Raw genomic sequence first — 25,345 nt, 5'->3', positions numbered from 1 at the left:
TAACCTCGGCGCCCCAGCTGCCAAAACAGCGGGGCGCCCACGTCAATTCTCGAACAATAAGAGCGAGCTCTTACTCTTCGTCCAGCTCGATGTTGATACCCAGGGAGCGGATTTCCTTCAGCAATACGTTGAAGGATTCGGGCATGCCCGGCTCCATACGGTGGTCGCCATCCACGATGTTCTTGTACATCTTGGTACGGCCATTCACATCGTCAGACTTGACGGTCAGCATCTCCTGCAGGGTATATGCCGCACCGTAAGCCTCCAGGGCCCACACTTCCATCTCACCGAAACGCTGACCACCGAACTGAGCCTTACCACCCAGCGGCTGCTGGGTAACCAGGCTGTAAGAACCGGTAGAACGCGCGTGCATCTTGTCGTCGACCAAGTGGTTCAACTTCAGCATGTACATGTAACCTACGGTTACCTTACGCTCGAAGCGGTTACCAGTGCGGCCATCGAACAGATCAATCTGACCGGATTCCGGCAGATCGGCCAGCTTCAGCAGGGCCTTGATTTCGCGCTCTTTGGCACCATCAAAGACCGGCGTAGCAACCGGCAGACCCTTACGCAGGTTACCCACCAGGGTACGCACGTCGTCGTCGGACAGCTCGGCGATGTTCACTTGCTGGGAGTCCTTCTCGCCCAGGTCATAGACCTGTTGCAGGAAGTTGCGCATCTCGTGCAGCTCACGCTGCTCTTTGACCATGCGGTCGATCTTCTCGCCGATCCCCTTGGCCGCCAGGCCCAGGTGAACTTCGAGGATCTGACCGATGTTCATACGAGACGGTACACCCAACGGGTTCAGTACGATGTCGACCGGACGGCCGAATTCGTCATGAGGCATATCCTCGACCGGGCAGATCTTGGAGATAACACCCTTGTTACCGTGACGGCCCGCCATCTTGTCACCCGGCTGGATGCGACGCTTGACTGCCAGATAAACCTTGACGATTTTCAGTACGCCCGGCGCCAGATCATCACCCTGGATAATCTTGCGACGCTTGTTCTCGAACTTCTTGTCGAACTCGGCTTTCAGCTCAACGTGCTGCTCAGCGATCTGCTCCAGTTCGGTCTGCTTGGCTTCATCTTCGATGGCCAGTTCAAACCACTTGGAACGCTCCAGCTTGTTCAGACGATCTTCGCTGTAACCGGCGGCCAGCAGCAGGTTGCGGGAGCGGCCGAAAATGCCGTCTTCCAAGATCTTGAACTCTTCGGTCAAGTCCTTCTTCGCTTCCTTCAGCTGCATCTCTTCGATTTCTTTGGCGCGCTTGTCTTTTTCCACGCCATCGCGGGTAAAGACTTGCACGTCAACCACGGTACCGTACACACCGTTCGGCACACGCAGGGAGGAGTCCTTCACATCGGAGGCCTTCTCACCGAAGATGGCGCGCAGCAGCTTCTCTTCCGGAGTCAGCTGGGTTTCACCTTTCGGGGTCACCTTACCAACCAGGATGTCGCCGCCCTTCACTTCGGCACCCACGTAGACGATACCTGACTCATCCAGCTTGGACAGCGCGGCTTCACCCACGTTCGGGATGTCGGCAGTGATCTCTTCCGGACCCAGTTTGGTGTCACGGGAGATACAGGCCAGTTCCTGGATGTGGATGGTGGTCAGGCGATCTTCCTGAACAACACGCTCGTTCACCAGGATCGAGTCTTCGAAGTTGTAACCGTTCCACGGCATGAACGCGACGCGCATATTCTGACCGAGCGCCAGCTCACCCAAGTCGGTGGACGGGCCGTCAGCCAGTACGTCGCCAGCCATCACCGGCTCACCCAACATCACGCAAGGACGCTGGTTGATACAGGTGTTCTGGTTGGAACGGGTGTATTTGGTCAGGTTGTAGATGTCGATGCCGGCTTCGCCTGGCAACAGCTCATCTTCATTTACCTTGATAACGATACGGGAGGCATCGACATAGTCGATCATGCCACCACGCTTGGCGACTACGGTTACACCGGAGTCAACGGCCACAGCGCGTTCCATACCGGTACCTACCAGCGGCTTGTCAGCACGCAGGGTCGGTACAGCCTGACGTTGCATGTTTGAACCCATCAATGCGCGGTTCGCGTCATCGTGTTCCAGGAACGGGATCAGGGCCGCTGCCACAGATACGATCTGCTGCGGGCTCACGTCCATATACTGGATCTGGTCGGCGTTCATAAAGGTGGATTCACCTTTGTGACGGCACGGGATCAATTCATCTTTCAGACGGCCATCTTCGGTGGTCGCGGCGTTAGCCTGTGCGATCACGTACTTGCCTTCTTCAATAGCAGACAGGTAGTCCACTTCGTCGGTGATCACACCGTCAATGACCTTGCGGTACGGAGTCTCGAGGAAACCGTACTCGTTGGTACGAGAGTACACGGACAGGGAGTTGATCAGACCGATGTTCGGACCTTCAGGAGTCTCGATCGGGCACAGACGACCGTAGTGGGTCGGGTGTACGTCTCGGACTTCAAAGCCGGCGCGCTCACGAGTCAAACCGCCCGGGCCCAGCGCGGAGATACGGCGCTTGTGGGTCACTTCGGACAGCGGGTTGTTCTGGTCCATGAACTGGGACAGCTGGCTGGAACCAAAGAACTCTTTGACTGCGGCGGAAATCGGCTTGGCGTTGATCAGATCCTGCGGCATCAGGGTGTCCAGGTCGCCCAGGGAGAGACGCTCCTTGACCGCACGCTCGACACGCACCAGACCGACACGGAACTGGTTTTCAGCCATTTCGCCGACGGAACGGATACGACGGTTACCCAGGTGGTCGATATCGTCCACTTCATCGTTGCCGTTACGGATGTCGATCAGGCGCTTCATCACCTCGACGATGTCGTCCTTGGTCAGCACACCCACGCCGGTTTCGTCTTCACGACCCAGGCGACGGTTGAACTTCATGCGACCAACGGTGGACAGGTCGTAACGCTCGGCGGAGAAGAACAGGTTCTCGAACAGCTGCTCAGCGGCCTCGCGGGTGGGCGGCTCGCCCGGACGCATCATGCGGTAGATCTCTACCAGCGCTTCCAGACGGTTGGTGCTGGAGTCGATGCGCAGGGTCTCGGACATGTAGGCACCGTGGTCCAGTTCGTTGGTGAACAGAACCTCGAAATGCTTGAAGCCGGCCAGGGACAGGTTGGCGATGGCTTCCAGGCTCAGGGCCTGGTTGGCAGCGACAACCAGCTCGCCAGTCTGCGGATGTGCGTAGTCCTTGGCAGCAACTTTGCCAACAACATACTCAACCGGCACTTCGATCTGGGTGACGGAATCTTTTTCCAACTGGCGGATGTGACGCGCGGTCACACGACGACCGGTTTCAACCACCACGGCGCCATTGGCCACGATGTCAAAGGTCGCAGTTTCACCACGCAGGCGCTCAGGCACCAGATCCATCATCAACTTGCCATCTTTCACTTCGAAACCGATGGTCTCGAAGAAGGTGGCCAGGATTTCTTCGGAACTGAAGTCCAGGGCGCGCAGAATAATGGATGCCGGCAATTTACGACGACGGTCGATACGGACAAACAGGTTGTCTTTCGCATCGAACTCGAAGTCCAGCCAGGAGCCACGGTAGGGGATAACGCGAGCGTTATAGAGCACCTTACCGGATGAATGTGTTTTGCCTTTATCGTGGTCGAAGAAGACGCCCGGGCTACGATGCAGCTGGGAGACGATTACCCGCTCGGTACCGTTGATAACAAAGGTGCCGTTCTCGGTCATGAGCGGAATTTCGCCCATGTATACTTCTTGTTCCTTGATGTCTTTGACGGTGCCGGCAGCTGCTTCACGGTCGTACAGAACCATACGAAGCTTGACACGCAGCGGCGCGGAGTAGGTCACTCCACGGATCTGGCATTCTTTTACGTCAAATACCGGCTCACCCAGGCGATAGCTGACATACTGAAGCTCAGCACTACCGGAGTAACTGGTGATCGGGAAAACGCTACGGAAAGCGGCCTCTAGGCCATATTCACCTTCCGGGTCAGCCTCGATGAACTGCTTGAAGGAGTCCAGCTGAATGGACAACAGATAAGGCGTGTCCAGTACCTGGTCTCGCTTACCGAAGTCCTTACGAATGCGTTTTTTTTCGGTATAAGAGTAAACCATAGGGTTCCTCAGCTCGCTGATAAGTGACCCACTCTGTCCCGCGGGACAGCTCTGTCTCAACACCGTTTTGTGTTGGCCCGGACGAAAGAAAACAGTCCGGATTGCTGGTGCACCGAGAGTCGTAAACGGTGTGAAATGCTCTCAGTCTACAGCGCAAAAAGGCTGGTGAACAAAAATTCACCAGCCCTAGCCTGTTTTATCAGGCTAATCTACATAAATGCAGATTATTTGATCTCAACAGAAGCACCGGCAGCTTCCAGCTCTTTCTTCAGAGCTTCAGCTTCGTCTTTGGAGATGCCTTCTTTCAGGTTAGCCGGAGCAGCTTCTACCAGGTCCTTGGCTTCTTTCAGGCCCAGACCGGTGGCGCCACGAACGGCTTTGATAACGGCAACTTTGTTAGCACCGGCAGCAGTCAGAACTACGTCGAACTCGGTCTTCTCTTCTACTGCTTCAGCAGCAGCCGGGCCAGCCATTACGGCAGCAGCGGCAGAAACACCGAACTTCTCTTCCATAGCTTCGATCAGCTCAACAACTTCCATTACGGACATGGAAGCAACGGCTTCGATGATTTGGTCTTTAGTGATAGACATGACAAAAATTCCTGATGTTGAATAAACTCAAACAGCCTAGATAGGCGAGAATCAAGCAGCAGCTTGTTTCTGGTCGCGAACAGCAGCGATAGTACGAACCAGCTTGCCAGCAGAGGCTTCCTTCATGGTAGCCATCAACTTCGCAATTGCTTCTTCGTAGGTCGGCAGCGTGGCCAGACGATCAATTTGTGCTGCGGCGATAAACTCACCGTTAAAAGCGCCAGCCTTGATTTCGAACTTTTGGTTCGCTTTGGCAAACTCTTTGAACAGACGAGCGGCAGCGCCCGGGTGTTCGTTGGAGAAAGCAATCAAGGTAGGACCGGTAAATGCGTCGTTCAGGCACTCGTATTCGGTACCTTCAACCGCGCGACGCAGCAGGGTGTTACGCACAACGCGCATGTACACACCAGCTTCACGAGCGGTCTTACGCAGGACGGTCATCTTGTCTACAGTCACACCGCGAGAATCGGCTACAACTGCGGACAGGGCGCCTTTGGCAGCTTCGTTGACTTCAGCAACAATTGCCTTTTTGTCTTCGAGTCCCAATGCCATTGGCTTAACTCCTGGATTGAATCCGGGTCTGTAGACCCAGTACTGACACATCCCCCCTACCTTTAACAACAGAGGGGAACGATGCGGTAGCAGGATTCCAGAAGAGAAAGAATCTTTCTCGCTGGGTTTCCGGCACCGTCTACGCAGGAAACATTAAGGCTTTGCAGCCTCCTGCGGTCTTGGACGGAGGTCGAAACCCCCAACCAATCAAGGCGCAAAATTATAGATTAAATTTTGCGCCTTGTAAAACCCATCAATTAGGCCTGAGCTTCCAGAGAAGCTTGGTCTACGGCAACACCGGCACCCATGGTGGTGGAGATGCTGACTTTCTTGATGAATTGACCTTTGGCGGAAGAGGGTTTGCCTTTTTTCAGGGCAACCAGCAGAGCTTCCAAGTTTTCTTTCAGCTGAACTTCGTTGAAAGAAACCTTACCCAGAGTGGTATGGATGATACCATTCTTGTCGTTACGGTAACGAACCTGACCAGCCTTGGCATTCTTGACGGCTTCGGCAACGTTCGGAGTTACAGTACCAACTTTCGGGTTCGGCATCAGACCACGCGGGCCCAGGATTTGACCCAGCTGACCAACAACTCGCATGGCATCCGGGGATGCGATAACGACGTCGAAGTTCATCTCGCCTTTTTTGACCAGCTCGGCCAGGTCATCCATACCTACCAGGTCAGCACCGGCAGCTTTGGCAGCTTCGGCGTTGGCACCTTGGGTAAATACGGCAACGCGAACGTCACGACCGGTACCGTGCGGCAGTACAGTTGCACCACGTACGTTCTGATCGGATTTACGAGCGTCGATACCCAGGTTGACAGCAACGTCAACGCTTTCAACGAACTTGGCGGTAGCCAGTTCTTTCAGCAGGGCAATGGCTTCGTTGATGGAGTACTCTTTGGTACCGTCAACTTTTTCGCGAATAACGCGCATACGCTTGGAAAGTTTAGCCATTGTCTTAATCCTCCACTACCAGACCCATGGAACGAGCGGAGCCGGCGATGCAACGTACTTTTGCATCCAGATCGGCACCGGTCATATCCGGCTCTTTGGTCTTGGCGATTTCTTGCAGCTGAGCAACGGTCACCTTACCAACCTTGTCTTTGTTCGGCTTGGCAGAACCAGACTTGATGCCAGCAGCTTTCTTCAGCAGGAAGGAAGCGGGCGGAGTCTTGGTTTCGAAGGTGAAGGAACGGTCGCTGTAAACGGTGATCACGACCGGAGTCGGTGAACCTTTTTCCAGCTTCTCTGTACGGGCGTTGAACGCCTTACAGAATTCCATGATGTTAACACCGTGTTGACCCAGTGCAGGACCAACGGGAGGAGACGGGTTGGCTGCACCAGCAGCAACCTGCAGCTTGATATAAGCTGTGACTTTCTTAGCCATTAGGAAATTACCTCAAATATGGGTTCTAGCGCCTCGGAGACATGCTCCTGCAAACGGCTCCCCAACTAATAAAGGGGCAGCGAATTATAGAGATATTCGCTGCCCCTGACAACCGTTAAACGTACATAATTCGATCAGCCTTTTTCGACCTGACCAAAATCCAGTTCAACCGGAGTAGAACGACCGAAGATCAGTACGGAGACTTTCACGCGGCTCTTCTCGTAATCCACTTCTTCAACGGTACCGTTGAAGTCGGCAAACGGACCATCGGCAACCCGTACCATCTCACCCGGTTCAAACAGGGTTTTCGGACGCGGCTTGTCGTGGGCATCCTGCAGACGATTCAGAATGGCATCGGCCTCTTTGTCGGAGATCGGCGCCGGGCGGTCGGAAGTACCGCCGATGAAGCCCATGACGCGCGGTACATTGCGTACCAGGTGCCACGTGGTTTCATCCATGATCATCTGGACCAGGACATAACCCGGGAAAAATTTGCGCTCACTCTTGCGCTTCTGGCCGGCACGCATCTCGACCACTTCTTCGGTCGGGACCAGTACTTCACCGAACATGTCTTCCATGCCATGCATCTTGATATGTTCACGCAGAGATTTGGCAACACGGCCTTCATAGCCGGAAAATGCCTGCACGACATACCATCTCATACGTTGTTCACGTTGTTCAGTCATGGCTTATCCTTACACACCGGTAATCAGGTTGACCAACCAGACCAAGGCACCGTCCAGAACGAACAGCAGCAGGCCCATCACGGCAGTCACCGCCAGCACAATCAGGGTTGTCTGAATGGCTTCCTGACGGGTCGGCCATACGACCTTGCGGACTTCCAGGCGAGACTCACGGGCGAATGCCAGTGTTGCCTTTCCCTTGGTGGTTTGCAGGGCCACTGCACCAGCAGCAGCAATCACAACGACCACACCCAGGGCGCGGACGGCAACCATGACATCACTCAGCAGATAATTACCCACTACAGCGGCCGCCAGGATAATGAAAACCAGGCCCCAAAGCAGGGTATCCTTGCTTCCGCCCTGGCTCTCAGAACTAACACTCATACAACCCACCTGTATCTGACGTAACCAAAGACACAAAAGCCCCGTACGAGACGAGGTATATGGCAGGGGTGGCAGGACTCGAACCCGCAACCATCGGTTTTGGAGACCGCTGTTCTACCAATTCGAACTACGCCCCTGCATAAGAAAGCCCCTATTATAGGGGCTTTGCTTTATTTATGTAAGCCAAAGATTAAGCGATAACTTTAGCTACAACACCCGCACCTACGGTACGGCCACCTTCACGGATGGCGAAACGCAGGCCGTCGTCCATCGCGATCGGCGCAATCAGGGTAACAACCATCTTGATGTTGTCGCCCGGCATGACCATCTCTACGCCTTCCGGCAGTTCGATGGTACCGGTCACGTCGGTAGTACGGAAGTAGAACTGCGGACGGTAGCCTTTGAAGAACGGGGTGTGACGACCACCTTCTTCTTTGGACAGTACGTACACTTCGGATTCGAACTTGGTGTGCGGCTTGATGGTGCCCGGCTTGGCCAGGACCTGACCACGCTCTACGTCTTCACGCTTCACGCCACGCAGCAGTGCACCGATGTTCTCGCCTGCACGACCTTCGTCCAGCAGCTTGCGGAACATCTCAACACCGGTACAGGTGGTCTTGGTGGTATCTTTGATACCCACGATTTCCACTTCTTCACCTACTTTAACGATACCGCGCTCTACACGACCGGTTACTACGGTACCACGGCCAGCGATGGAGAATACGTCTTCGATAGGCATCAGGAACGGCTGGTCAATCGCGCGCTCCGGCTCCGGGATGTAGGAATCCAGGTGACCGGCCAGCTCGATGATCTTCTCTTCCCACTGAGCTTCGCCTTCCAGCGCTTTCAGTGCGGAACCGCGGACTACCGGCAGGTCATCACCCGGGAAGTCGTACTCGGACAGCAGTTCGCGAACTTCCATCTCGACCAGTTCCAGCAGCTCTTCGTCATCAACCATGTCGCACTTGTTCATGAACACGATGATGTACGGAACGCCTACCTGACGACCCAGCAGGATGTGCTCACGGGTCTGCGGCATCGGGCCGTCAGTCGCAGCTACTACCAGGATAGCGCCGTCCATCTGGGCAGCACCGGTGATCATGTTTTTAACGTAGTCGGCGTGACCCGGGCAGTCTACGTGAGCGTAGTGACGGGTAGCGGTGTCGTATTCTACGTGGGAGGTGTTGATGGTGATACCACGCTCACGCTCTTCCGGTGCCTTGTCGATCTGGTCGAAGGCGAAAGCTTTACCACCGAAGTGCTTGGCCAGCACGTTGGTGATAGCAGCAGTCAGGGTGGTTTTACCGTGGTCAACGTGGCCGATGGTACCCACGTTAACGTGCGGTTTACTACGCTCAAATTTTTCTTTAGACATGATCGTCCCTCTAAACTAACGCTGAGTACGCGGTGGCAAGCTAACCACAGAACAGTTTATATGATGGATTTGAATCTGGTGGGGAAGAGAGGTTGGTGCTGACAGGCAGATTCGACTGCCGACCTCACCCGAGGGTGTAGCTCTTGGTATCGCCTGAGCCATATCAGCATCTTGGAGCGGGCAGCGGGAATCGAACCCGCATCATCAGCTTGGAAGGCTGAGGTAATAGCCATTATACGATGCCCGCATTTCTCTAACCCAAAGAACTCAAACCGCAGAGAAATATGGTGGAGGGAGAAGGATTCGAACCTTCGAAGGCAGAGCCGTCAGATTTACAGTCTGATCCCTTTGGCCGCTCGGGAACCCCTCCAAATACCAGATTGTCACAACGGTAATTCTGCTTGCACCCGTTGTTTTTATCGCTTTTGCTCGGCAAATAGACGACAGACATCTAAGCGTCGCGCATTTTATTGTAAGGATTTGGGGGATGCAACCATTGAGCCCGGCAAAAAGTGCTTTATTGCCGCCGAGTTTGCAAAAACATGGCGACAAATCGGGCAATCCCGCCAGGTCGCTTGTCGCTCCCCCACCCTTGGTGTATGGTCGCCGTGCCCAAGAAACAGTGACGACACCATGACGACAGAGCATAACCCCTATCTGCAATTCACCCGCGAACAATGGGCGTTATTGCGCGATTCGGTCCCCCTGACCCTGACCGAGCACGATCTGCAAACCCTGCGCGGGATCAACGAGAAGGTGTCATTGCGGGAAGTCGAAGAGATCTATCTGCCGCTCTCCCGTCTGCTCAATCTCTACGTCAAGGCCAAGCAGCGTCGCAGCCGGGTGCTGGAGCAGTTTCTCGGCCAGTCCCGCGGCAAGGGCACCTACATCATCAGCATCGCGGGCAGCGTGGCCGGTGGCAAGAGCACCACGGCGCGCATCCTGCAAGCGCTGCTGGAGCGCTGGCCGGAGCACCCGCGGGTAGAGCTGGTTACCACCGACGGCTTTCTCTATCCCAACAAGGTGCTGGAGGAGCGCGGCCTGATGCGCCGCAAGGGATTCCCCGAGTCCTACGATATCCGTCATCTGGTGGAGTTTGTCGCCAACATCCGCGCGGGACACGAAAAGGTGGAGGCCCCCGTCTATTCCCACCTTATCTACGACATCATTCCCGACGAGAAGAAGGTGGTGGAGCAGCCGGACATCCTGATCCTGGAAGGGCTCAATGTGCTGCAAAGCGGCATGGACTACCCGCAGGATCCGCACCGCGTGTTCGTGTCTGATTTCGTCGACTTTTCCATCTATGTGGATGCCGATGCCGAGCTGCTGCGCACCTGGTATATCGAGCGTTTCCTCAAGTTTCGCAGCGGTGCCTTCTCGGATCCGGACTCCTACTTCCACCACTATGCCAAGCTGGCGGAAAGCGAAGCGACCCGGATTGCCGGCAACATCTGGCAAGATATCAACTATCTGAATTTGCAAGAAAACATCCTGCCAACTCGGGAGCGAGCCAACCTGATCCTGACCAAGGGACAGGAGCATGCCATCGAACAGATCAAACTGCGCAAGTGACGGCTTGAACAGACAACGGATAAACGAAGAGGGGGCCAGTGGCCCCCTCTTCGTTTATAACTGTCACGGTCGCCCTCAGTCTCCCCGGCGCAGGGAGATTTCACCGCCCAGATAGAACTTGATGCCCTCCTCCGTCTCCAGACGCAGGGCACCGCGATCGTCGATCCCCCTGGCGATGCCGCGGACCTCCTGATCGCCCATCAGCAGACGAACAGGGCGACCGGCAAAATGATCGAGCCGGTTCCACGCGTCGACGAAGCTCCCCAATCCGCTTTGTTCGAAGGTCTGCATGGCGGTTTGCAGGTGCTCTATCACCCGGGCGGCCAACTGGTTGCGATCAACCAGCTCGGGGTTGATGTGGCGCAGTTCGGCCCAGGCCTGATCGATCCTCTCCCCTTCCCGGGCAGGCATGGCCAGATTGAGGCCGACCCCGATCACCAGATGGCAACTGGCACCGGCACTGCCGCTCATCTCCACCAGAATCCCTGCCAGTTTGCGCCCCTGATAGTAGAGATCGTTGGGCCACTTGAGCTCAACCCCCTGATAACCGAGGGATTCCAGCGCCTCCACCACGGCAACGCCCACTGCCAGGCTCAATCCCATGGCTGCAGCCATCCCCTGCTCCAGCCGCCAGTACATGCTCAAGATCAGCTGGCAACCAAACGGCGAAATCCACGGCTTGCCACGACGACCACGGCCGGCGGTCTGGCACTCGGCCAGGCAACACTCGCCGGCGCGGGCCTGGTTAACCCGCTCCAGCAGGAACTGGTTGGTGGAGTCGATGACCGGGAAGCAGTGGATCGGCGCCATCGGGGCCAAGGCTTGCAATTGGGCCTGATCGTAGAGCGCCAGCGGCACAGCCAATCGATAACCCTTGCCGGTCAGACTGAACAGATCCAGCCCCAGCCCCTTGAGGGCCGCCATGTGCTTGCTCACCGCCGCACGGCTGATGCCGAGTTGCTCACCCAGCTGCTCACCGGAGTGGAACTGGCCGTCGCTGAGCAGGGAAATCAGGGTCTGTCTGATGGGTGTCAATGTCATGCCAGCACCTCGTCAAGCCATGTTTCCCCCTGCGCCCCCATGAAGCGCACCTCGTGCTCCAGCACTACACCAAACTTCTGCTCCACGCTGTCACGCACATGGGCCGCCAGGGCGATCAGCTCCATGGCGCTGGCGTCCCCCAGATTGACCAGCACCAGTGCTTGCTCCTGATGGACGGCGGCGCGACCGATGGCAAAGCCCTTGAGGCCGCACTGATCGATCAGCCAGCCCGCGGCCAGCTTGGCCTCACCCTCTCCGGCCGGATAGCAGGGCATCTGCGGATACTGCTGCTTGAGCCGTTGCGCCAGCTCGGCCGGCACCACGGGGTTCTTGAAGAAGCTACCCGCATTGCCGAGCACAGCCGGATCCGGCAGCTTGGCCATGCGGGTTGCGCAGACGGTATCGAAGATGGCTTGGGCCGCTGGGGATTCACCGAGGGCTGCCAACGGGCCGTAACCCACAACGGGTTGCCACGCCTTGGGCAGACGCAGGCCGACGGCGGTGATCAGGTGAGTATCCTGGTACTCATGCTTGAAGATGCTGTCGCGATAGCCGAAACGGCACTGATCCGCCGCGATCCGCTCCATCTCGCCGCTCTGCCAGTTGAACGCATCCACATAGTCGCAGAAGGTGGCCAGCTCGACGCCATAGGCACCGATATTCTGCACCGGTGCGGCGCCGACCGTACCCGGGATCAGCGCCAGGTTTTCCAGTCCATGCCACCCCTGCTGCAGGGCATGGCACACCAGCTGATGCCAATCCTCGCCCGCCGCCACATGGAGCAACCAGTGATCGCCGCCATCCTGCATCTCGATCCCTTTCAGACGGTTGAGGATCACCAGCCCGAGGAAATCGGTGGTAAACAGCACATTACTGCCGCCGCCCAGGGTCAGACGCGGCAAAGACCCGAGCTGGGGATCGGCGCGCAGGTTGCCCAGATCGGCGACCTGCTCCACCTCGGCCAGCCAGAGGCAATGAGCATCGAGGGCAAGGGTGTTGAGACTCAACAGGGAGGCGTTGGCATTCAGTTTCATCGGTCTGTCCCGGCTTGGTGCGAAGGCGCAGTCTACCTCAAGTTGGTCGATGACGAAAAACCTGGGCTCTTTCCGGCCGAATAACAGTGGTTTAGAGTAGACAGATCCAACTGTTGAGGAACCACTCATGAACAACCAGTTTGCCGTCATCGGCCTGGGCCTGTTTGGTAGCGCCCTGTGCGAAGAGCTGCAACGACAGGATGCCGAGGTACTGGCTATCGACATCGACGAGAGCAGAACCCGCCAGATCGCCACCCTGTGCAACCATGTCATCGTTGCCGATGCCACCGACGAGGCCACTGTGGCCGAGCTGGGGCTGGCCAACTTCGACATCGTCTTCGTCGCCATCGGTGACAATCTGGAGACCAGCATCCTCACCACCCTCGTGCTGAAAGAAGCCGGCGTGAAGAAGGTGTGGGTCAAGGCGCGCGACAAATTTCACGCCAAGATCCTGCAGAAGGTGGGGGCCGACAAAGTGATCAACCCTGAGTGGGACATGGGTCGCCGGGTCGCCCAGAGCATGCTCGACAACCGCCTGTTCGACTATCTGGAACTGGGCCATGACATGGTGCTGACCGAGTTCGTCATCGGTCTGCAGTTGAACGGCAAAGCCCTCAGCGACTTCCACCTGTTGCAACAGAGCGACTTCCAGCTGCTCGCCATCAAGCGCGGCGAAACCCTGCACAACGTGCTGACCGGCAAGATGGAGCTGCAGCTGGGAGATATCCTGATCCTGGCTGGCAACAAGCACGCCATCGATCACTGGCTTGAAACCCTATGATCAACTGGCGCAGCAATTACACCTTCGCCCTGTATCAGAAGGATGAGTCCCGCTGGAGCGAAGCCCGGCTGATCCTCGGCAGCTTTCTGATCATCCTGCTGGTCGGCACCATCTTTCTGGTGCAGCCCTCCAGCCACAAGGGCGAGGTCACCTTCATCAACGTCCTGTTTACCGCAACCTCGGCCATCAGCGTAACCGGCCTCGGGGTCGTGGATACAGGTACCGCCTTCACCCTGCAAGGGCAGATCTTCCTGCTCATCCTGATGGAGATTGGCGGTCTGGGCCAGATGACCATGACCCTGTTGCTGATTGCCATGTTCAGCAAGCGGGTCGGCCTGCGCCAGCAGGTGCTGGCCAAGGAGGCGCTGGGCCAGGAGGGATCGGTCAACATAGTCCAGCTGGTCAAGCGCATCGTGCTGTTCGCCTTCATCGCCCAGCTGATCGGCACCGCCATCATGGCCATTCGCTGGGTGCCCGAGATGGGCTGGGTTCACGGCCTCTACGTCAGCTTCTTCCATGCGGTATCGGCCTTCAACAACGCCGGCTTCTCGCTGTTTGCCAACAATCTCATGGACTATAGAGATGACCCTCTCATCAGCCTCACCATCGCCGGCCTGCTGATCCTGGGGGGGCTTGGCTTTACCGTCATCGTCGATCTGGTGCGCAACCGCCGCTGGCGCAGGCTCAAGCTGCACAGCAAGCTGATGCTGGTGATGACGCCAGCCCTGCTGCTGATCGGTACCCTGATGTTCTGGCTGCTTGAACACAACAACCCGGGCACTCTGGGTGAAGCCAGCCTGGGCAGCCAGTTGCTGGCAGCTTTCTTCCAGTCGGCCAGCGCCCGGACGGCGGGTTTCAACTCCATCGACATCGGCCAGATGGTGCCCGCCTCCCTGCTGTTCATGATGATGCTGATGTTCATCGGGGCCGGCGCCACCTCCACGGGGGGCGGTATCAAGGTCACCACCTTTGCGGTGGTCCTGCTCGCCACCAAGGCCTTCCTGACCAAGCGCCCCCACGTCACTGCCTTTGGCCGCACCCTGTCGCCCCAGATCGTGACCCGCTCGCTGGCCATCATCATGGTCAGCGTCATGGGGCTGATGCTGGCCATGTTCCTCTTGATGATCACCGAGGATCTGCCGTTCGACAAAATCATGTTCGAGACCATCTCGGCCTTTGCCACCGTCGGCCTCTCCACCGGTATCACCAGCTCCCTGAGCGAGCCGGGCAAACTCATCCTGGTGCTGGTGATGATCTGTGGCCGTCTTGGCCCCCTCACCCTAGCCTTCATGCTGGCTCGCCCGGTCGAGACTCGCATCCGCTACCCGGAAGAGGGTGTCTACACGGGTTGATCGACCATGAGAACGGGGCAGCCACTGGCTGCCCCGTTTCTATTCTGCCCGCTCCTGCTGTGCCTTGAGCCAGCGCCCCGGACTCATCCCCAGCTCCCGCTCGAACGCCCGGCCGAAGGCGACACTGCCGCTGTACCCTGCCCCCAGCGCCACCTGCACCATGGATTCCCCCGCCAACAATTGCTGGCAGGCACGCGCCATGCGCCAACGGGTCAGATAACCGAGCGGCGCCTGACCGACCCGTTCCTGAAACCGCGCGGCAAAACGGGCTCGCGACATGCCGGCCTCCCGCGCCAGCGTGGCCACGGTCCAGGGTTCATCTCCGCGCTGATGCATCGCCGAAATAGCCCTCGCCAGCTGGGGATCGGACAGACCCGCCAGCATCCCCTGCTGGCACTCCCCCCGCTCGACCAGATGGCGGAGCAGCAGGATCAACAGCACCTCCAGCAGGCGGGAGAGCACCGGCTCCTGCCCATAGCGGGGGTGAAAGGCCTCGTCAAACAGCTGATCCAGCACCGGCGTCAGGGCAGGCAGCACTCGCAGTGGCAACACCAGCGAGTCCGGCAACGCCTGCTGCAACGGCGATGCGCCCCCCTGCCCGAACGCCACGTTGGCACACACCAGATCGCAGCCCCCCAGCTTTCTGGGCTCAAGCCTGTGCCGGCGTCCCCGGGGAAACAGGATCAGGGTCGGCTCCTCGAGCAGCAGGCTGGCGCCCCCCTCTTCACGCAGCGTCAGGGCACCGCTGCGCAACAGATGGAGATGTCCACCGCCCGGGTAGTCGTCGCTGGGGGAGTGCTGGCACAGGTTGCCGGCGAAGAAGAGCCTGGCTTCGGGGGTGGCATGGGCCAACAGGGTGGAGAGTGGATCCATATTTGAGACGAATTGTATCTATTTAAAGACAATGGGTGATAAACCGTATCACGAACGACGGCACACTGTCTCCCGTACCTTCACCAACACACAGGAGTACATCATGAGCCGTATCCAACCCGTATCCCAGCCGCAACCGTCTGCCGCCCCGACCCTGGCCACCCTGCAACGCACTCTGGGCATGGTGCCCAACCTCTACGCCACCCTGGCCCACTCGCCAGCCCTGCTCAACGGCTTCCTGGCTTTTGCCGATGCCCTCGGCAAGGGACGCCTCACCGCCCCTCAACGAGAGCTGCTGGCACTGGCCATCGGTCAGGCCAACGCCTGCCAATACTGCTTGTCTGCCCACACCCTGCTGGCGGGCAAGGCCGGATTCTCGGCCCAGGAGATCCGCGCAGCCCGTCTCGGCCAGGCGGCGGATCCCCTCGATCACGCCCTGCTGCAGTTGGCAACGGCGCTGGTCAGCCAGCGTGGGGTCATCAGTGACGAGCAGTTGGCGAGCGCCCGCGCCGCCGGTGTGGACGACGAGCTGCTGCTGGAGGTGCTCGGACAGGTGGTGGTCAATACCCTGACCAACTATGGCAACCATCTGGCGGCGACCGATATCGACTTCCCGCCCGTCACCCTGACCCCTTAAGCGAGGCTCCCCCATGCAGCAACATGACAAAGGCTTTCTGATCGCCCTGGCGGGCGTGGTACTGACCCTGCTCTGGATCGGCGTGTTCAAGTTCACCCCGACCGAGGCGGCCGCCATCAAGCCACTGGTAGCCAGCCACCCCTTGATGAGCTGGCTCTATGGCCCCCTGTCGGAACAGGGCGTATCGAACCTGATCGGGCTGGCCGAGATAGTGATCGCCGTCGGACTGGTCGTGGGTCTGTGGCAACCCCGCATCGGTTACTGGAGCAGCATGGGGGCTATCGTCACCTTCCTGGTTACCCTGAGCTTCCTGCTGACCCTGACAGGGGTCTGGAAGGTGGTCGACGGCGTGCCGGTCACCGAGTTCTTCATCTTCAAGGATCTGGTGTTCCTCGGGGTGGTTCTGCACTACCAGCACAGGATCCGCGCCAGCTTGCCCGCCCGGGCAGCCTGACAACAATGCCTTTGGCGCCCAGGACGGGCGCCTTTTTTCGTCATGCCGCCCTGGTTTGGCGCTTGCTGGTCGTTTTGCGTGGTCGGGATCCGCCGGTCGTGCTGGCCGCCCCCTTGCGCCGGGTGAAACGCCGCTTGGCTGCGCCGGGCGCCTCCCTGGGCAGGGCGCTGAAACCGGCACCCGAATCCTGCCTGGCTCCCTCCACCAGCCCGTGCAACTGTTCGGTCAGCGGCCCCATGAACTGCTGGTAGCTTCCGTGGCGCTCGGCAATCCGACCGAGACTCTGCTCCCATAACGCCGTCATGTCCGGGGTAGTGGCGCTGGTCGGCAAGGCCTGGATCAGCGCCCGTCCCGTGGGGGTCGCCTTGATGACCTTGCCCTGACGCACCAGGAAGCGACGCTTGAACAGCAGATCTATGATGCCGGCCCGGGTCGCCTCGGTGCCAAGGCCATCGGTCTCCCGCAGGGTCTTGCGGATCTCGGGATCCTGCACATAACGGGCAATCCCCGTCATGGCGGCCAGCAGGGTGGCGTCGGTAAATGACTTGGGCGGCTGGGTCATCTTCTCCAGCAGCTCGCCCCGCTCGCATAGCAGTTGCTCTCCCTCCTTCAGAGCGGGCAGAGTGCCGGCTTTCTCTTCATCGTCATCTTCCTCCACCCCGAGCAATGCCTTCCAGCCGGCCTTGAGGATGCGACGCGCCTTGGCCTGGAACAGACCGCCGGCAATACGCAGCAGCACCTTGCTGTCGTTGTACTCGAATGGCGGATAGAACTGCAGCAGGTACTGGCGGGCGATGAGGCCATAGAGTTTGGCCTCGTCGGCCCCCAGGCTCCCCTCGTTGCCGCGCTTTTCGGTGGGGATGATGGCGTGGTGGGCATCCACCTTGCTGTCGTTCCACGCCTTGCTGCGGATCTTGCCGTCCGCCTCGCTCACCGCCTTGGCCAAAGCGGGGGCCGTGGCGGCGATGGCCTCACGTACCTGGGGGGCCCGGCTGAAGTGATCGCTTGGCAGATGGCGGCTGTCGGATCTGGGATAGGTGATGAGCTTGTGGCGCTCATAGAGGCTCTGGCACACGTCCAGCACCCGCTTGGCATCCATGCCGAAGCGCTTGGCCGCATCGATCTGCAGGCTGGAGAGGTTGTAGGGCAGCGGCGCCGCCTGCTTGCGAGCCTGCTCTTCCACCGACTCCACCTGCGCCGGCTGGCCGTTGATCCGGCTCACCACCTTGTCGGCCAGCGCCCGGTTGAGCACCCGCCCCTCCTCATCCTGCCACGGCAGGCAGGCCTCGGAGGGCAACCACTTGGCGGTGAAGCGTTCGTTGCCATCGGTCACCAGATGGGCCAGCACTTCGTAGAAGGGCTTGGGCACGAAGGCCTCTATCTCGAGATCCCGGCGCACCACCAGCCCCAGCAGCGGGGTCTGTACCCGCCCCACCGAGAGCAGCTCGCTGCAGCCCGCCTTGCGCCCCAGCAGGGTGTAGGCGCGGGTCATGTTGATGCCATAGAGCCAGTCTGCCCGGCTACGGGCCAGCGCCGATACTGCCAGCGGCACGAACTCCTTGTTGTCCCTGAGCTTGTCGAGGGCACGGCGCACCGCCGGCGGGTTGAGATCGCTGATGAGGCAGCGCTGCACCGGCTTGGTTTTGGGGTAGCCGAGAAAATCGATCACCTCATCCACCAGCAGCTGCCCCTCCCGGTCCGGGTCACCGGCGTTGACCACGCAGTCGGCCTGTTTGATGAGGCGCTTGATGACGGTGAGCTGGGTCCTGGTCTTGGGCTTGGCCACCAGTTGCCACTGGTCCGGCACTATGGGGAGATGTTCCATCCGCCACTGCTTGAAGGCGGCGTCATAGGCGTCGGGCTCGGCCTGCTCCAGCAGATGGCCGATGCACCAGGTGACCACATCCCCCTGGGCAGTTTCGATGAAACCCTCCCCCTTCTTGTGGGGCTTGGGCAGTGCATCGGCTATGGCGCGGCCGAGGGAGGGCTTCTCGGCGATAAAGAGTCGCATCTGTGGCTACCTGCAATACTGTATATGCAGACAGTATACAGCCCAGTGCGGCAAAGCCCAACCGCCGCTATTCGTAGAACGGATGGTCGTGAATAGCGGCAAACAGCCTGGCCTGGTTGAGCAGGGAGGCGTAATGGAAGGCGTTGTCACCATCTTCCGCCAGCAGATAATCGGTGAGTTGCTCCCGCACCGCCTCTTGCAGCGTCTCCAGCTTCCACGGCTTGGCCAGATAGTAGTGCAGGCCGCCGCGATTGACCGCCTCGACGGTCGCCTCCAGCCCCGCCTGACCGGTCAGCAGAAGCTTGCGGCTGGCCCGGGTACTGGCGCGCTGGTTCAGCTCGATGAGAAAGTCGATACCCAGGGTCCCGGGCATGATGTGGTCGCAGAGGATCAGGGCCAGTTTGCCCCCTCGCTCTCCCACTCATCCACCACAGCGCGCGCTTCATCGACACTCTCGGCGGCTTCCAGCTCGAAGTGGGTACGGAAGGGGGCGAGATCGTGGATCACCGCCTCCAGCACTTCCCGCTCGTCATCCACACACAGGATCAGGTAGTTTTTCATTGTTTTTCCTCCTTGGCGGCATCTCGCGACGGCCCCGCCGGTTGATGTCGGCGGCCGCGTCAGGCCGCGTGTTCCTTGTGATGATTTTCTCCTCCATGGCTGGCGTGCCCCCTGCCATCCAGCGGCAGACAGACCCGCATCCGGGTGTAGCGGCCAGGTTCGGAGGCCACCTCGATCCGGCCGTGGTGCTGCTGCACTATCTGCAACGCCACGCTCAGGCCGATGCCGAGGCCAAAGTGGCCCTCTCGCTTGGTGGTGAAGTTGAGATCGAAGATCCGCTCCCGCAGTTCGGGAGGAATGCCGCAGCCCGTGTCCTCCACCTCCACCATGACCCACTCGGGATCCAGCAGGGCGGTGCGGATGGTAAGCCGGCCCGGGCCGCTCATGGCATCCAGGCTGTTGCCGATGAGGTTGGTCCACACCTGCTGCAGGGCGATGGGATGGCAGCGCACCGGCGGCAGCGGCTGGTACTCCTTGCACAGCTCGTGCTGTTTGAGGCGGTTTTCGAAGATCATCAAGGTGTCTTCCAGCCCCTCGTGCAAGTCCACCAGCGAGGGCTCATCCCCGTCCTGACGGGCATACTGTTTGAGACTCTTGACCAGATCGCCGATGCGGCGGGCACACACCTCTATGTTGCGCAGGAAGCTGCCGGTCTGCTGGAACAACTCCAGCTGCGCCAGCAGGGCCTCCCGCTGTGCGCCAGTGCGGCCGGCAAACCAGCGCTGCCAGCTCAGCTCGTCATCCAGATGCATCTGCACCGCCAGCCGCGCCTGCTGGCGATCACCGAAACGCCCCTCCGCCTGGCGGGTCTTGTCGCGGATCTCGCTGGTCGAGACCGGTTGGGCCGTCAGGGCCTGGCAGAGGGTCTGGTTGCCCAGCCCCTTGATGGCGGCGGGCAGCTCGAGGTTGACCAGATCGGGGATGGCGGCCCGCAGGGTTTCGCTGCCGCGGATGATGGCCGCCACCGGATTGTTGAGCTCATGGGCCACGCCGGCCACCAGCTGCCCCAGCACCGCCATTTTCTCGCTCTCCACTAGTTGGGCATAGGCCGCATCGAGGGAGTTGAGGGTCTGCTGCAAGCGGATCTCGGTGCGGATGCTGTTCTGCAGACGGCGGTTGAAGTGGCGCAGCAACAGGCTGGTAAAGGAGGGAAGCAGTTCGCTGCGGGCCTGCATGACGCGGGAGAATTGCAGCTTGTCGAGCTTGATCACCTCGGCTCCGGTCAGGGTCACCGCCGTGGTGAAGGCGGGTTCGCCGGTGACGAAGGACATGCCCCCCACCAGGGAGCCGGTACGATAGTGCACCACCTCCTGCTCGATCCCCTGCTCATCGCGCTTGCGCAGTACCACCTCCCCCTTGGCGATGAACCAGAGAAAGCGGTTCGGCTCCCCTTCCCGGGTCAGCACATGGCCCGGACTGTAGTGGAGACAGACCTTGGCCTCGTCATCTCCTTCGAAGAACTGGTAGAGCCCCTCGATCACCACCCGGGAGAGCTCTTCATCGCTGCAGTGGGTGTAATCCATGAAGCCCTGGCGGTACTCGGCCATCTTGCGATCGACGTGAGCTCGCAGCAGCTTCTGGTTGTCGAGCACGGCGGCATAGCTCAGCAGATCCACCTCGGGGTGCTGCAGCACGAAGTGACTGGCCTGTTCGATCACCGCCCGGCGCAGGCTGCCATCGCGCCAGGGGAGCTGCAGGTAGTAGTCGAGCCGGCCCAGGTTTACCGCCTCTATGATGGATTTCATCTCCGGCTGGCTGCCCAGCAGGATCTTGCGGCACGCATCGTGGCGATCGCCAAGGTGGATGAGGAAGTCGGCCCCTCGGCCATCCCCCAGATCGCTGTCGCACACCACCACGGCGGGCAGTTGCCCCTTGCCTTCCAGCTCGTCCAGCGCCTGTTCGGCGGACTGCTGTCCGGCCACCACCACCAGATTGAAGTGACTCAGCAACGGGGCCAGCTCCTGCTCGAACTCGGCCAGCATCTGCACATCGGCGGCAACACACAACAGGGAGAAGGGGCTCATCAGCGACGCTCCATGGGGGCTCACTCATGACTATATCAATGAATCCGGGAGGGTTTTGCGAGGAGGCTAACAGCTGCAAAGGAAAGAGTCAGAAAACAGGCAGCGATCCAGGCGGTGAATTTAATTCAGCAATAACTCCAAAAAATAAATTAATCACGAAGTGTGACGCCATTCAAAAAATATAAAGCATGACAAAGGTCAACGTCTTACAACCACCGATACCACTACCATGGAGGTACTACTATATTGGTACAAAATAACTGTAGGACAATGTCGTCATGATTGGAAAACTGACCCGAAAAACCTGGTTCTGGCTCCTGCTGCTCGGAGCCCTGCTGGGCGTCGCGGCACTGGGGGTGACAGTGACTGTGCTGCACAAGACCAGTTCCACTGAATTCTGCGTCTCCTGCCACTCGATGCAGACCCCGCTTGCCGAGTACCAGGGCAGCGTTCACTTCCAGAACACCAAGGGGATCCGCGCCGAGTGCGCCGACTGCCACATTCCGGGGGATCCCACCTCCTATCTGTGGACCAAGATCCGCGCCGTGAAGGATATCTACCACGAGGCGATCGGCACCCTGGACACCCCGGAAAAATACGAGGCCCACAAGCTGCGCATGGCGCAGTCGGTATGGGACGAGCTTAAGGCCAACGACTCGGCCACCTGCCGCAACTGCCACAGTTATGAGGCGATGGACATCCTGGCCCAGCGCCCCAACGCCCGCGCCGAGCACCCGGTCGCCATCAAGGATGGCCAGACCTGCATCGACTGCCACCGCGGCGTCGCCCACATCATGCCCGACATGAGCGGCCTGGCCGCCGCCGGCGCCAGCGAACTGGCCCAGGCTGCCGCCCAGACCCCGGCCAGCGTCACTACCCGCTACGCCATCGCCACCACCCCGCTGTTCCTCGATGCCAACGCCAAGACTGACGAAGGCACCCTGATGCCCTCCACCCAGGTGGAAGTGCTGGCCAACGAGAACGGCCGCGCCCAGGTGCGCATCGACGGCTGGCAGCAGGATGGCGTGAGCGAAGTGTTCTACGCCGCTCCCGGCAAACGGATCCTGAGCGCCCTGGTCGGCGACGCCGCCAAGAAGGAGCTGGTCACCGGCAAGAGTGAAACCGACAGCGCCACCAACCTCACCTGGCATCAGGTCAGCCTGACCGCCTGGGTTGATCAGAGCCAGCTCATCGGCGATCAGGGCAAGCTGTGGCAATACGCCTCCACCCTGATGTCCAACAACTGTACCGGCTGCCACGGCCTCACCGCACTGGATCACTTCAATGCCAACCAGTGGATCGGCGTCATCAAGGGGATGGAATCTCGCACCTCCCTGACCCCCGAACAGTCGCGCATGCTGACCCAGTATGTCCAGAAACACGCCAGTGACATGAGCGCGGCCCACTAAGGCTGGCACAGAGGAAAACCGTTATGACTTTTTACAACGACAAGAAAACCAATCTGTCCCGCCGCAACCTGCTCAAGGGGCTTAGTGCCTGCGCCGCTCTGCCCCTGCTCGGCGGCCTGTTCCCGAAAAGCGCCCTGGCACAGGCCATCAGCACGGCGCTGAGCCAGTTCCCGACCCTGGTGCCGGCCCAGAAGGGCATCCTCACCGGCGCCCACTGGGGTGCCTTCGAAGCCATCGTCGAAGAGGGGCGCATGGTGCGCGTCCAGCCGGTGGCTGATGATCCGGCCCCGAACGATCTCATCGACATGGCGCCGTTCCAGGTTCACGCCAAGAACCGCATCAAGTACCCCATGGTACGCAAGAGCTGGCTGGAACACGGCCCGGGGGCCAAGACCGAGCTGCGCGGTGCCGACGAATGGGTGCGGGTGAGCTGGGAGAAGGCCATCGAGCTGGTCGCAGGCGAGATCAAACGGGTGCAGAGCGACTTTGGCCCGCAGGCCATCCACGCCGGTTCCTACGGCTGGAAGAGCGTCGGCATGTTCCACAACAGCCGTACCCTGCTGCACCGTCTGATGAACCTGGCCGGCGGCTTTACCGGTTATGCCGGTGACTACTCCACCGGTGCCGCTCAGGTGATCATGTCCCACGTGATGGGCTCCATCGAGGTGTACGAGCAGCAGACTGCCTGGCCCAACGTGGTGGAAAACGCCGAGCTGGTGGTGCTGTGGGGGGTCAACGCCCAGGTCACCCTGAAGAACAGCTGGAACATGCCGGATCACGAGGGTCAGGCCGGCTTCAAGGCGCTCAAGGAGAAGGGCACCCGCGTCATCAGCATCGACCCCATCTACAACGAGACCGCCAAGCAGCTGAATGCCGAGTGGATCGCCCCGAACGCCTACACAGACGTCGCCATGATGCTGGGGGTCGCCCACACCCTGTATAGCGAGAAGAAACACGATCAGGCCTTCCTCGACCGCTACACCGTCGGGTTCGACAAGTTCCTCGCCTACCTGCTCGGCAAGGACGACGGCCAGCCGAAGAGCGCCGAATGGGCAAGCACTGTATGTGGCGTCGACGCCAAGGTCATTCGCCAGCTGGCCCTCGACATGGCCGGCAAACGCACCATGATCATGGCAGGCTGGGGCATGCAGCGTCAGCAGCACGGCGAGCAGCCCAACTGGATGCTGGTCACCCTGGCCGCCATGCTGGGCCAGATCGGCCTGCCGGGCGGTGGCTTCGGCTTCAGCTACCACTACTCCTCAGGTGGCAGCCCCACCGCCAAGGGCGGCATCCTGGCGGGGATCTCCGCTGGCAACGCACCGAAGAACAGCCCCGCGCCGATCCCGGTGGCTCGCATCGCCGACTGCCTTGCCAATCCGGGCAAGACCATCGACTTCAACGGTCGCAAGGTTACCTATCCGGACATCAAGCTGGTCTATGTGGCGGGCGGCAACCCCTTCCACCACCATCAGGACACCAACAACCTGATCCAGGCCTGGCGCAAGCCGCAGACCGTGATCGTCCACGAGCCCTACTGGACCGCCACCGCCAAGCAGGCCGACATCGTCCTGCCGGTGACCACCAGCTATGAGCGCAACGATCTGGAGATGGGCGGGGACTACTCCCAGCGCTACGTCTTCCCGATGCACCAGTGCGTGCCGCCCCAGTTTGAAGCCCGCAACGACTTCGACATCTTCAGCGCCATCGCGGCCAAGCTGGGCGTGCAGGATCAGTACACCGAAGGCAAGGACGAGATGCTGTGGCTCAAGCAGATGTACGACGGCATGGCGGCCCAGGCGCGCGGTGCCCGAGTGGCGCTGCCGCCGTTCAACATGTTCTGGGAATCCAACAACTATGTGCGCTTCCCGGTGCCCGAGGCGAGCCGCGAGTGGGTACGCCACGCCGATTTTCGCGAGAACCCGCTGCTCAACCCGCTCGGTACCCCGTCAGGCAAGATCGAGATCTTCTCCAATACGGTGGCGGGCATGGATTACGCCGACTGTGCCGGTCATCCCAAATGGTATGAACCGAAAGAGTGGATCAAGAGCGAGGTGGCAACCGCTTATCCCCTGTCGCTCAACACCTCGCACCCGACCCAGCGGCTGCACTCCCAGCTGGACAACACTCCGCTGCGGGACAAGTTCGCCATCGCCGATCGCGAAGCCATCATGATCAACCCGGCGGATGCCAAGGCTCGCGGCATCGCCCAGGGGGATCTGGTACGCGCCTTCAACGATCGCGGCCAGATCCTGGTGGGGGCGCTCATCTCCGAGGATATTCGCCAGGGGGTGGTGCGGATCTGCGAAGGGGCCTGGTTCGATCCGGCCAAGCCGGGTGACGTGGGCAGCATCTGCAAGAACGGCAACGTCAACTGCCTCACCTTCGATGAGGGCTCCTCCAGCCTGGCCCAGGGCAACTGCGGTCACATGGCCCAGCTGCAGATCGAGAAGTACACAGGCCCTGCGCTGCCCAACACCGCCCACGCGGTGCCGGCCGGTGCCTGACAACGCCAGAACCTGAC

General features: G+C 59.8%; 22 protein-coding genes and 4 tRNA genes. 7 read left to right on the top strand and 19 right to left on the bottom strand.

What is annotated here, in order from left to right; genetic code table 11:
- Nucleotides 1-70: 70 nt before the first annotated feature.
- The 12 genes from rpoB to LA321_RS07820 all read right to left on the bottom strand — a co-directional run bounded on the left by rpoB (nucleotide 71) and on the right by LA321_RS07820 (nucleotide 9,445).
- Nucleotides 71-4,099 (bottom strand): DNA-directed RNA polymerase subunit beta, encoded by a 4,029-nt coding sequence (gene rpoB / locus LA321_RS07875; RefSeq protein WP_042070365.1) that lies wholly within the window; start codon nucleotides 4,097-4,099, stop codon nucleotides 71-73.
- A 224-nt stretch (nucleotides 4,100-4,323) separates the two neighbouring features.
- Nucleotides 4,324-4,689 (bottom strand): 50S ribosomal protein L7/L12, encoded by a 366-nt coding sequence (rplL, locus tag LA321_RS07870; protein WP_026456242.1) that lies wholly within the window; start codon nucleotides 4,687-4,689, stop codon nucleotides 4,324-4,326.
- A 51-nt stretch (nucleotides 4,690-4,740) separates the two neighbouring features.
- Entirely contained in the window at nucleotides 4,741-5,241 is a 501-nt protein-coding gene (rplJ, locus tag LA321_RS07865; protein WP_005339895.1) for a 50S ribosomal protein L10, read from the bottom strand.
- A gap of 257 nt (nucleotides 5,242-5,498) precedes the next feature.
- Nucleotides 5,499-6,200 (bottom strand): 50S ribosomal protein L1, encoded by a 702-nt coding sequence (rplA, locus tag LA321_RS07860; RefSeq protein WP_026456243.1) that lies wholly within the window; start codon nucleotides 6,198-6,200, stop codon nucleotides 5,499-5,501.
- Nucleotides 6,201-6,204: 4 nt separating this feature from the next.
- Nucleotides 6,205-6,633 (bottom strand): 50S ribosomal protein L11, encoded by a 429-nt coding sequence (gene rplK, locus LA321_RS07855; protein ID WP_026456244.1) that lies wholly within the window; start codon nucleotides 6,631-6,633, stop codon nucleotides 6,205-6,207.
- Between the two features lie 134 nt (nucleotides 6,634-6,767).
- Nucleotides 6,768-7,319, bottom strand: coding sequence for a transcription termination/antitermination protein NusG (nusG, locus tag LA321_RS07850; protein WP_005306318.1), 552 nt, complete (start codon nucleotides 7,317-7,319; stop codon nucleotides 6,768-6,770).
- A gap of 9 nt (nucleotides 7,320-7,328) precedes the next feature.
- Nucleotides 7,329-7,700, bottom strand: coding sequence for a preprotein translocase subunit SecE (gene secE, locus LA321_RS07845; RefSeq protein WP_026456245.1), 372 nt, complete (start codon nucleotides 7,698-7,700; stop codon nucleotides 7,329-7,331).
- Between the two features lie 60 nt (nucleotides 7,701-7,760).
- Nucleotides 7,761-7,837, bottom strand: a tRNA-Trp gene (locus tag LA321_RS07840).
- Nucleotides 7,838-7,890: 53 nt separating this feature from the next.
- The gene (gene tuf / locus LA321_RS07835) at nucleotides 7,891-9,075 is read right to left on the bottom strand and encodes an elongation factor Tu (protein WP_061476754.1); all 1,185 of its coding nucleotides are present in this window, start codon (nucleotides 9,073-9,075) and stop codon (nucleotides 7,891-7,893) included.
- Nucleotides 9,076-9,168: 93 nt separating this feature from the next.
- Nucleotides 9,169-9,243: transfer RNA gene (locus LA321_RS07830), tRNA-OTHER, on the bottom strand.
- 4 nt (nucleotides 9,244-9,247) lie between these two features.
- A tRNA-Gly gene (locus tag LA321_RS07825) sits at nucleotides 9,248-9,322 on the bottom strand.
- Nucleotides 9,323-9,360: 38 nt separating this feature from the next.
- Nucleotides 9,361-9,445, bottom strand: a tRNA-Tyr gene (locus tag LA321_RS07820).
- 263 nt (nucleotides 9,446-9,708) lie between these two features.
- Here LA321_RS07820 and coaA point away from each other — a divergent pair.
- Nucleotides 9,709-10,647 carry a type I pantothenate kinase gene (coaA, locus tag LA321_RS07815; protein WP_026457408.1) on the top strand — a complete coding sequence of 313 codons (939 nt, stop codon included), beginning with the start codon at nucleotides 9,709-9,711 and terminating at the stop codon, nucleotides 10,645-10,647.
- Nucleotides 10,648-10,722: 75 nt separating this feature from the next.
- Here the strand turns inward: coaA and birA are convergent, their stop codons facing one another.
- Nucleotides 10,723-11,688, bottom strand: a complete 966-nt coding sequence (gene birA, locus LA321_RS07810) for a bifunctional biotin--[acetyl-CoA-carboxylase] ligase/biotin operon repressor BirA (RefSeq protein WP_042072489.1) — start codon at nucleotides 11,686-11,688, stop codon at nucleotides 10,723-10,725.
- On the bottom strand, nucleotides 11,685-12,722 hold the full coding sequence (gene murB / locus LA321_RS07805) for a UDP-N-acetylmuramate dehydrogenase (RefSeq protein ID WP_026457410.1): 1,038 nt from the start codon (nucleotides 12,720-12,722) through the stop codon (nucleotides 11,685-11,687). The genes birA and murB overlap by 4 nt, the downstream gene beginning before the upstream one ends.
- 127 nt (nucleotides 12,723-12,849) lie before the next feature.
- On the opposite strand from murB, the gene LA321_RS07800 reads away from it, so the two are divergent.
- Nucleotides 12,850-13,503: a potassium channel family protein gene (locus tag LA321_RS07800; RefSeq protein WP_026457411.1), complete on the top strand. Its 654-nt coding sequence runs from the start codon at nucleotides 12,850-12,852 to the stop codon at nucleotides 13,501-13,503.
- The gene (locus tag LA321_RS07795) at nucleotides 13,500-14,855 is read left to right on the top strand and encodes a TrkH family potassium uptake protein (RefSeq protein WP_042072490.1); all 1,356 of its coding nucleotides are present in this window, start codon (nucleotides 13,500-13,502) and stop codon (nucleotides 14,853-14,855) included. Before LA321_RS07800 ends, LA321_RS07795 begins: the two co-directional genes overlap by 4 nt.
- A 39-nt stretch (nucleotides 14,856-14,894) precedes the next feature.
- On the opposite strand, the gene LA321_RS07790 is transcribed toward LA321_RS07795, so the two are convergent.
- On the bottom strand, nucleotides 14,895-15,728 hold the full coding sequence (locus tag LA321_RS07790) for an AraC family transcriptional regulator (RefSeq protein ID WP_042072492.1): 834 nt from the start codon (nucleotides 15,726-15,728) through the stop codon (nucleotides 14,895-14,897).
- A gap of 103 nt (nucleotides 15,729-15,831) precedes the next feature.
- Between LA321_RS07790 and LA321_RS07785 the strand changes: the two genes are divergently transcribed.
- Complete coding sequence (locus LA321_RS07785; protein WP_042072493.1) at nucleotides 15,832-16,365, top strand: carboxymuconolactone decarboxylase family protein; 534 nt, start codon at nucleotides 15,832-15,834, stop codon at nucleotides 16,363-16,365.
- A 13-nt stretch (nucleotides 16,366-16,378) separates the two neighbouring features.
- Nucleotides 16,379-16,819 carry a DUF417 family protein gene (locus LA321_RS07780; RefSeq protein WP_042072494.1) on the top strand — a complete coding sequence of 147 codons (441 nt, stop codon included), beginning with the start codon at nucleotides 16,379-16,381 and terminating at the stop codon, nucleotides 16,817-16,819.
- Between the two features lie 40 nt (nucleotides 16,820-16,859).
- Here the strand turns inward: LA321_RS07780 and LA321_RS07775 are convergent, their stop codons facing one another.
- The 4 genes from LA321_RS07775 to LA321_RS07760 form a co-directional block, all read right to left on the bottom strand.
- Nucleotides 16,860-18,830: a DNA topoisomerase III gene (locus LA321_RS07775; protein ID WP_042072495.1), complete on the bottom strand. Its 1,971-nt coding sequence runs from the start codon at nucleotides 18,828-18,830 to the stop codon at nucleotides 16,860-16,862.
- A 67-nt stretch (nucleotides 18,831-18,897) separates the two neighbouring features.
- Nucleotides 18,898-19,251, bottom strand: a complete 354-nt coding sequence (locus LA321_RS07770) for a response regulator (RefSeq protein ID WP_224212250.1) — start codon at nucleotides 19,249-19,251, stop codon at nucleotides 18,898-18,900.
- Entirely contained in the window at nucleotides 19,221-19,391 is a 171-nt protein-coding gene (locus LA321_RS07765) for a hypothetical protein (protein WP_224212249.1), read from the bottom strand. The genes LA321_RS07770 and LA321_RS07765 overlap by 31 nt, the downstream gene beginning before the upstream one ends.
- A 59-nt stretch (nucleotides 19,392-19,450) precedes the next feature.
- Nucleotides 19,451-21,415: an ATP-binding protein gene (locus tag LA321_RS07760; protein ID WP_042072496.1), complete on the bottom strand. Its 1,965-nt coding sequence runs from the start codon at nucleotides 21,413-21,415 to the stop codon at nucleotides 19,451-19,453.
- Nucleotides 21,416-21,693: 278 nt separating this feature from the next.
- On the opposite strand from LA321_RS07760, the gene LA321_RS07755 reads away from it, so the two are divergent.
- Nucleotides 21,694-22,824: a NapC/NirT family cytochrome c gene (locus tag LA321_RS07755; protein WP_042072497.1), complete on the top strand. Its 1,131-nt coding sequence runs from the start codon at nucleotides 21,694-21,696 to the stop codon at nucleotides 22,822-22,824.
- A 23-nt stretch (nucleotides 22,825-22,847) separates the two neighbouring features.
- Nucleotides 22,848-25,328: a trimethylamine-N-oxide reductase TorA gene (gene torA, locus LA321_RS07750; RefSeq protein ID WP_042072498.1), complete on the top strand. Its 2,481-nt coding sequence runs from the start codon at nucleotides 22,848-22,850 to the stop codon at nucleotides 25,326-25,328.
- Nucleotides 25,329-25,345: the final 17 nt, after the last annotated feature.

It is taken from the genome of Aeromonas enteropelogenes, from assembly GCF_020097295.1.
Classification (GTDB): Bacteria; Pseudomonadota; Gammaproteobacteria; order Enterobacterales; family Aeromonadaceae; genus Aeromonas; species Aeromonas enteropelogenes.
The sequence above is the reverse complement of the archived record's forward strand: the minus strand, read 5'-3'. Positions and strand labels throughout refer to the sequence as shown.

Coding starts and splice junctions, on each gene's coding strand:
- rpoB (WP_042070365.1), bottom strand. CDS start 4,099: ATGGTTTACTCTTATACCGAAAAAAAACGCATTCGTAAGGACTTCGGT.
- rplL (WP_026456242.1), bottom strand. CDS start 4,689: ATGTCTATCACTAAAGACCAAATCATCGAAGCCGTTGCTTCCATGTCC.
- rplJ (WP_005339895.1), bottom strand. CDS start 5,241: ATGGCATTGGGACTCGAAGACAAAAAGGCAATTGTTGCTGAAGTCAAC.
- rplA (WP_026456243.1), bottom strand. CDS start 6,200: ATGGCTAAACTTTCCAAGCGTATGCGCGTTATTCGCGAAAAAGTTGAC.
- rplK (WP_026456244.1), bottom strand. CDS start 6,633: ATGGCTAAGAAAGTCACAGCTTATATCAAGCTGCAGGTTGCTGCTGGT.
- nusG (WP_005306318.1), bottom strand. CDS start 7,319: ATGACTGAACAACGTGAACAACGTATGAGATGGTATGTCGTGCAGGCA.
- secE (WP_026456245.1), bottom strand. CDS start 7,700: ATGAGTGTTAGTTCTGAGAGCCAGGGCGGAAGCAAGGATACCCTGCTT.
- tuf (WP_061476754.1), bottom strand. CDS start 9,075: ATGTCTAAAGAAAAATTTGAGCGTAGTAAACCGCACGTTAACGTGGGT.
- coaA (WP_026457408.1), top strand. CDS start 9,709: ATGACGACAGAGCATAACCCCTATCTGCAATTCACCCGCGAACAATGG.
- birA (WP_042072489.1), bottom strand. CDS start 11,688: ATGACATTGACACCCATCAGACAGACCCTGATTTCCCTGCTCAGCGAC.
- murB (WP_026457410.1), bottom strand. CDS start 12,722: ATGAAACTGAATGCCAACGCCTCCCTGTTGAGTCTCAACACCCTTGCC.
- LA321_RS07800 (WP_026457411.1), top strand. CDS start 12,850: ATGAACAACCAGTTTGCCGTCATCGGCCTGGGCCTGTTTGGTAGCGCC.
- LA321_RS07795 (WP_042072490.1), top strand. CDS start 13,500: ATGATCAACTGGCGCAGCAATTACACCTTCGCCCTGTATCAGAAGGAT.
- LA321_RS07790 (WP_042072492.1), bottom strand. CDS start 15,728: ATGGATCCACTCTCCACCCTGTTGGCCCATGCCACCCCCGAAGCCAGG.
- LA321_RS07785 (WP_042072493.1), top strand. CDS start 15,832: ATGAGCCGTATCCAACCCGTATCCCAGCCGCAACCGTCTGCCGCCCCG.
- LA321_RS07780 (WP_042072494.1), top strand. CDS start 16,379: ATGCAGCAACATGACAAAGGCTTTCTGATCGCCCTGGCGGGCGTGGTA.
- LA321_RS07775 (WP_042072495.1), bottom strand. CDS start 18,830: ATGCGACTCTTTATCGCCGAGAAGCCCTCCCTCGGCCGCGCCATAGCC.
- LA321_RS07765 (WP_224212249.1), bottom strand. CDS start 19,391: ATGAAAAACTACCTGATCCTGTGTGTGGATGACGAGCGGGAAGTGCTG.
- LA321_RS07760 (WP_042072496.1), bottom strand. CDS start 21,415: ATGAGCCCCTTCTCCCTGTTGTGTGTTGCCGCCGATGTGCAGATGCTG.
- LA321_RS07755 (WP_042072497.1), top strand. CDS start 21,694: ATGATTGGAAAACTGACCCGAAAAACCTGGTTCTGGCTCCTGCTGCTC.
- torA (WP_042072498.1), top strand. CDS start 22,848: ATGACTTTTTACAACGACAAGAAAACCAATCTGTCCCGCCGCAACCTG.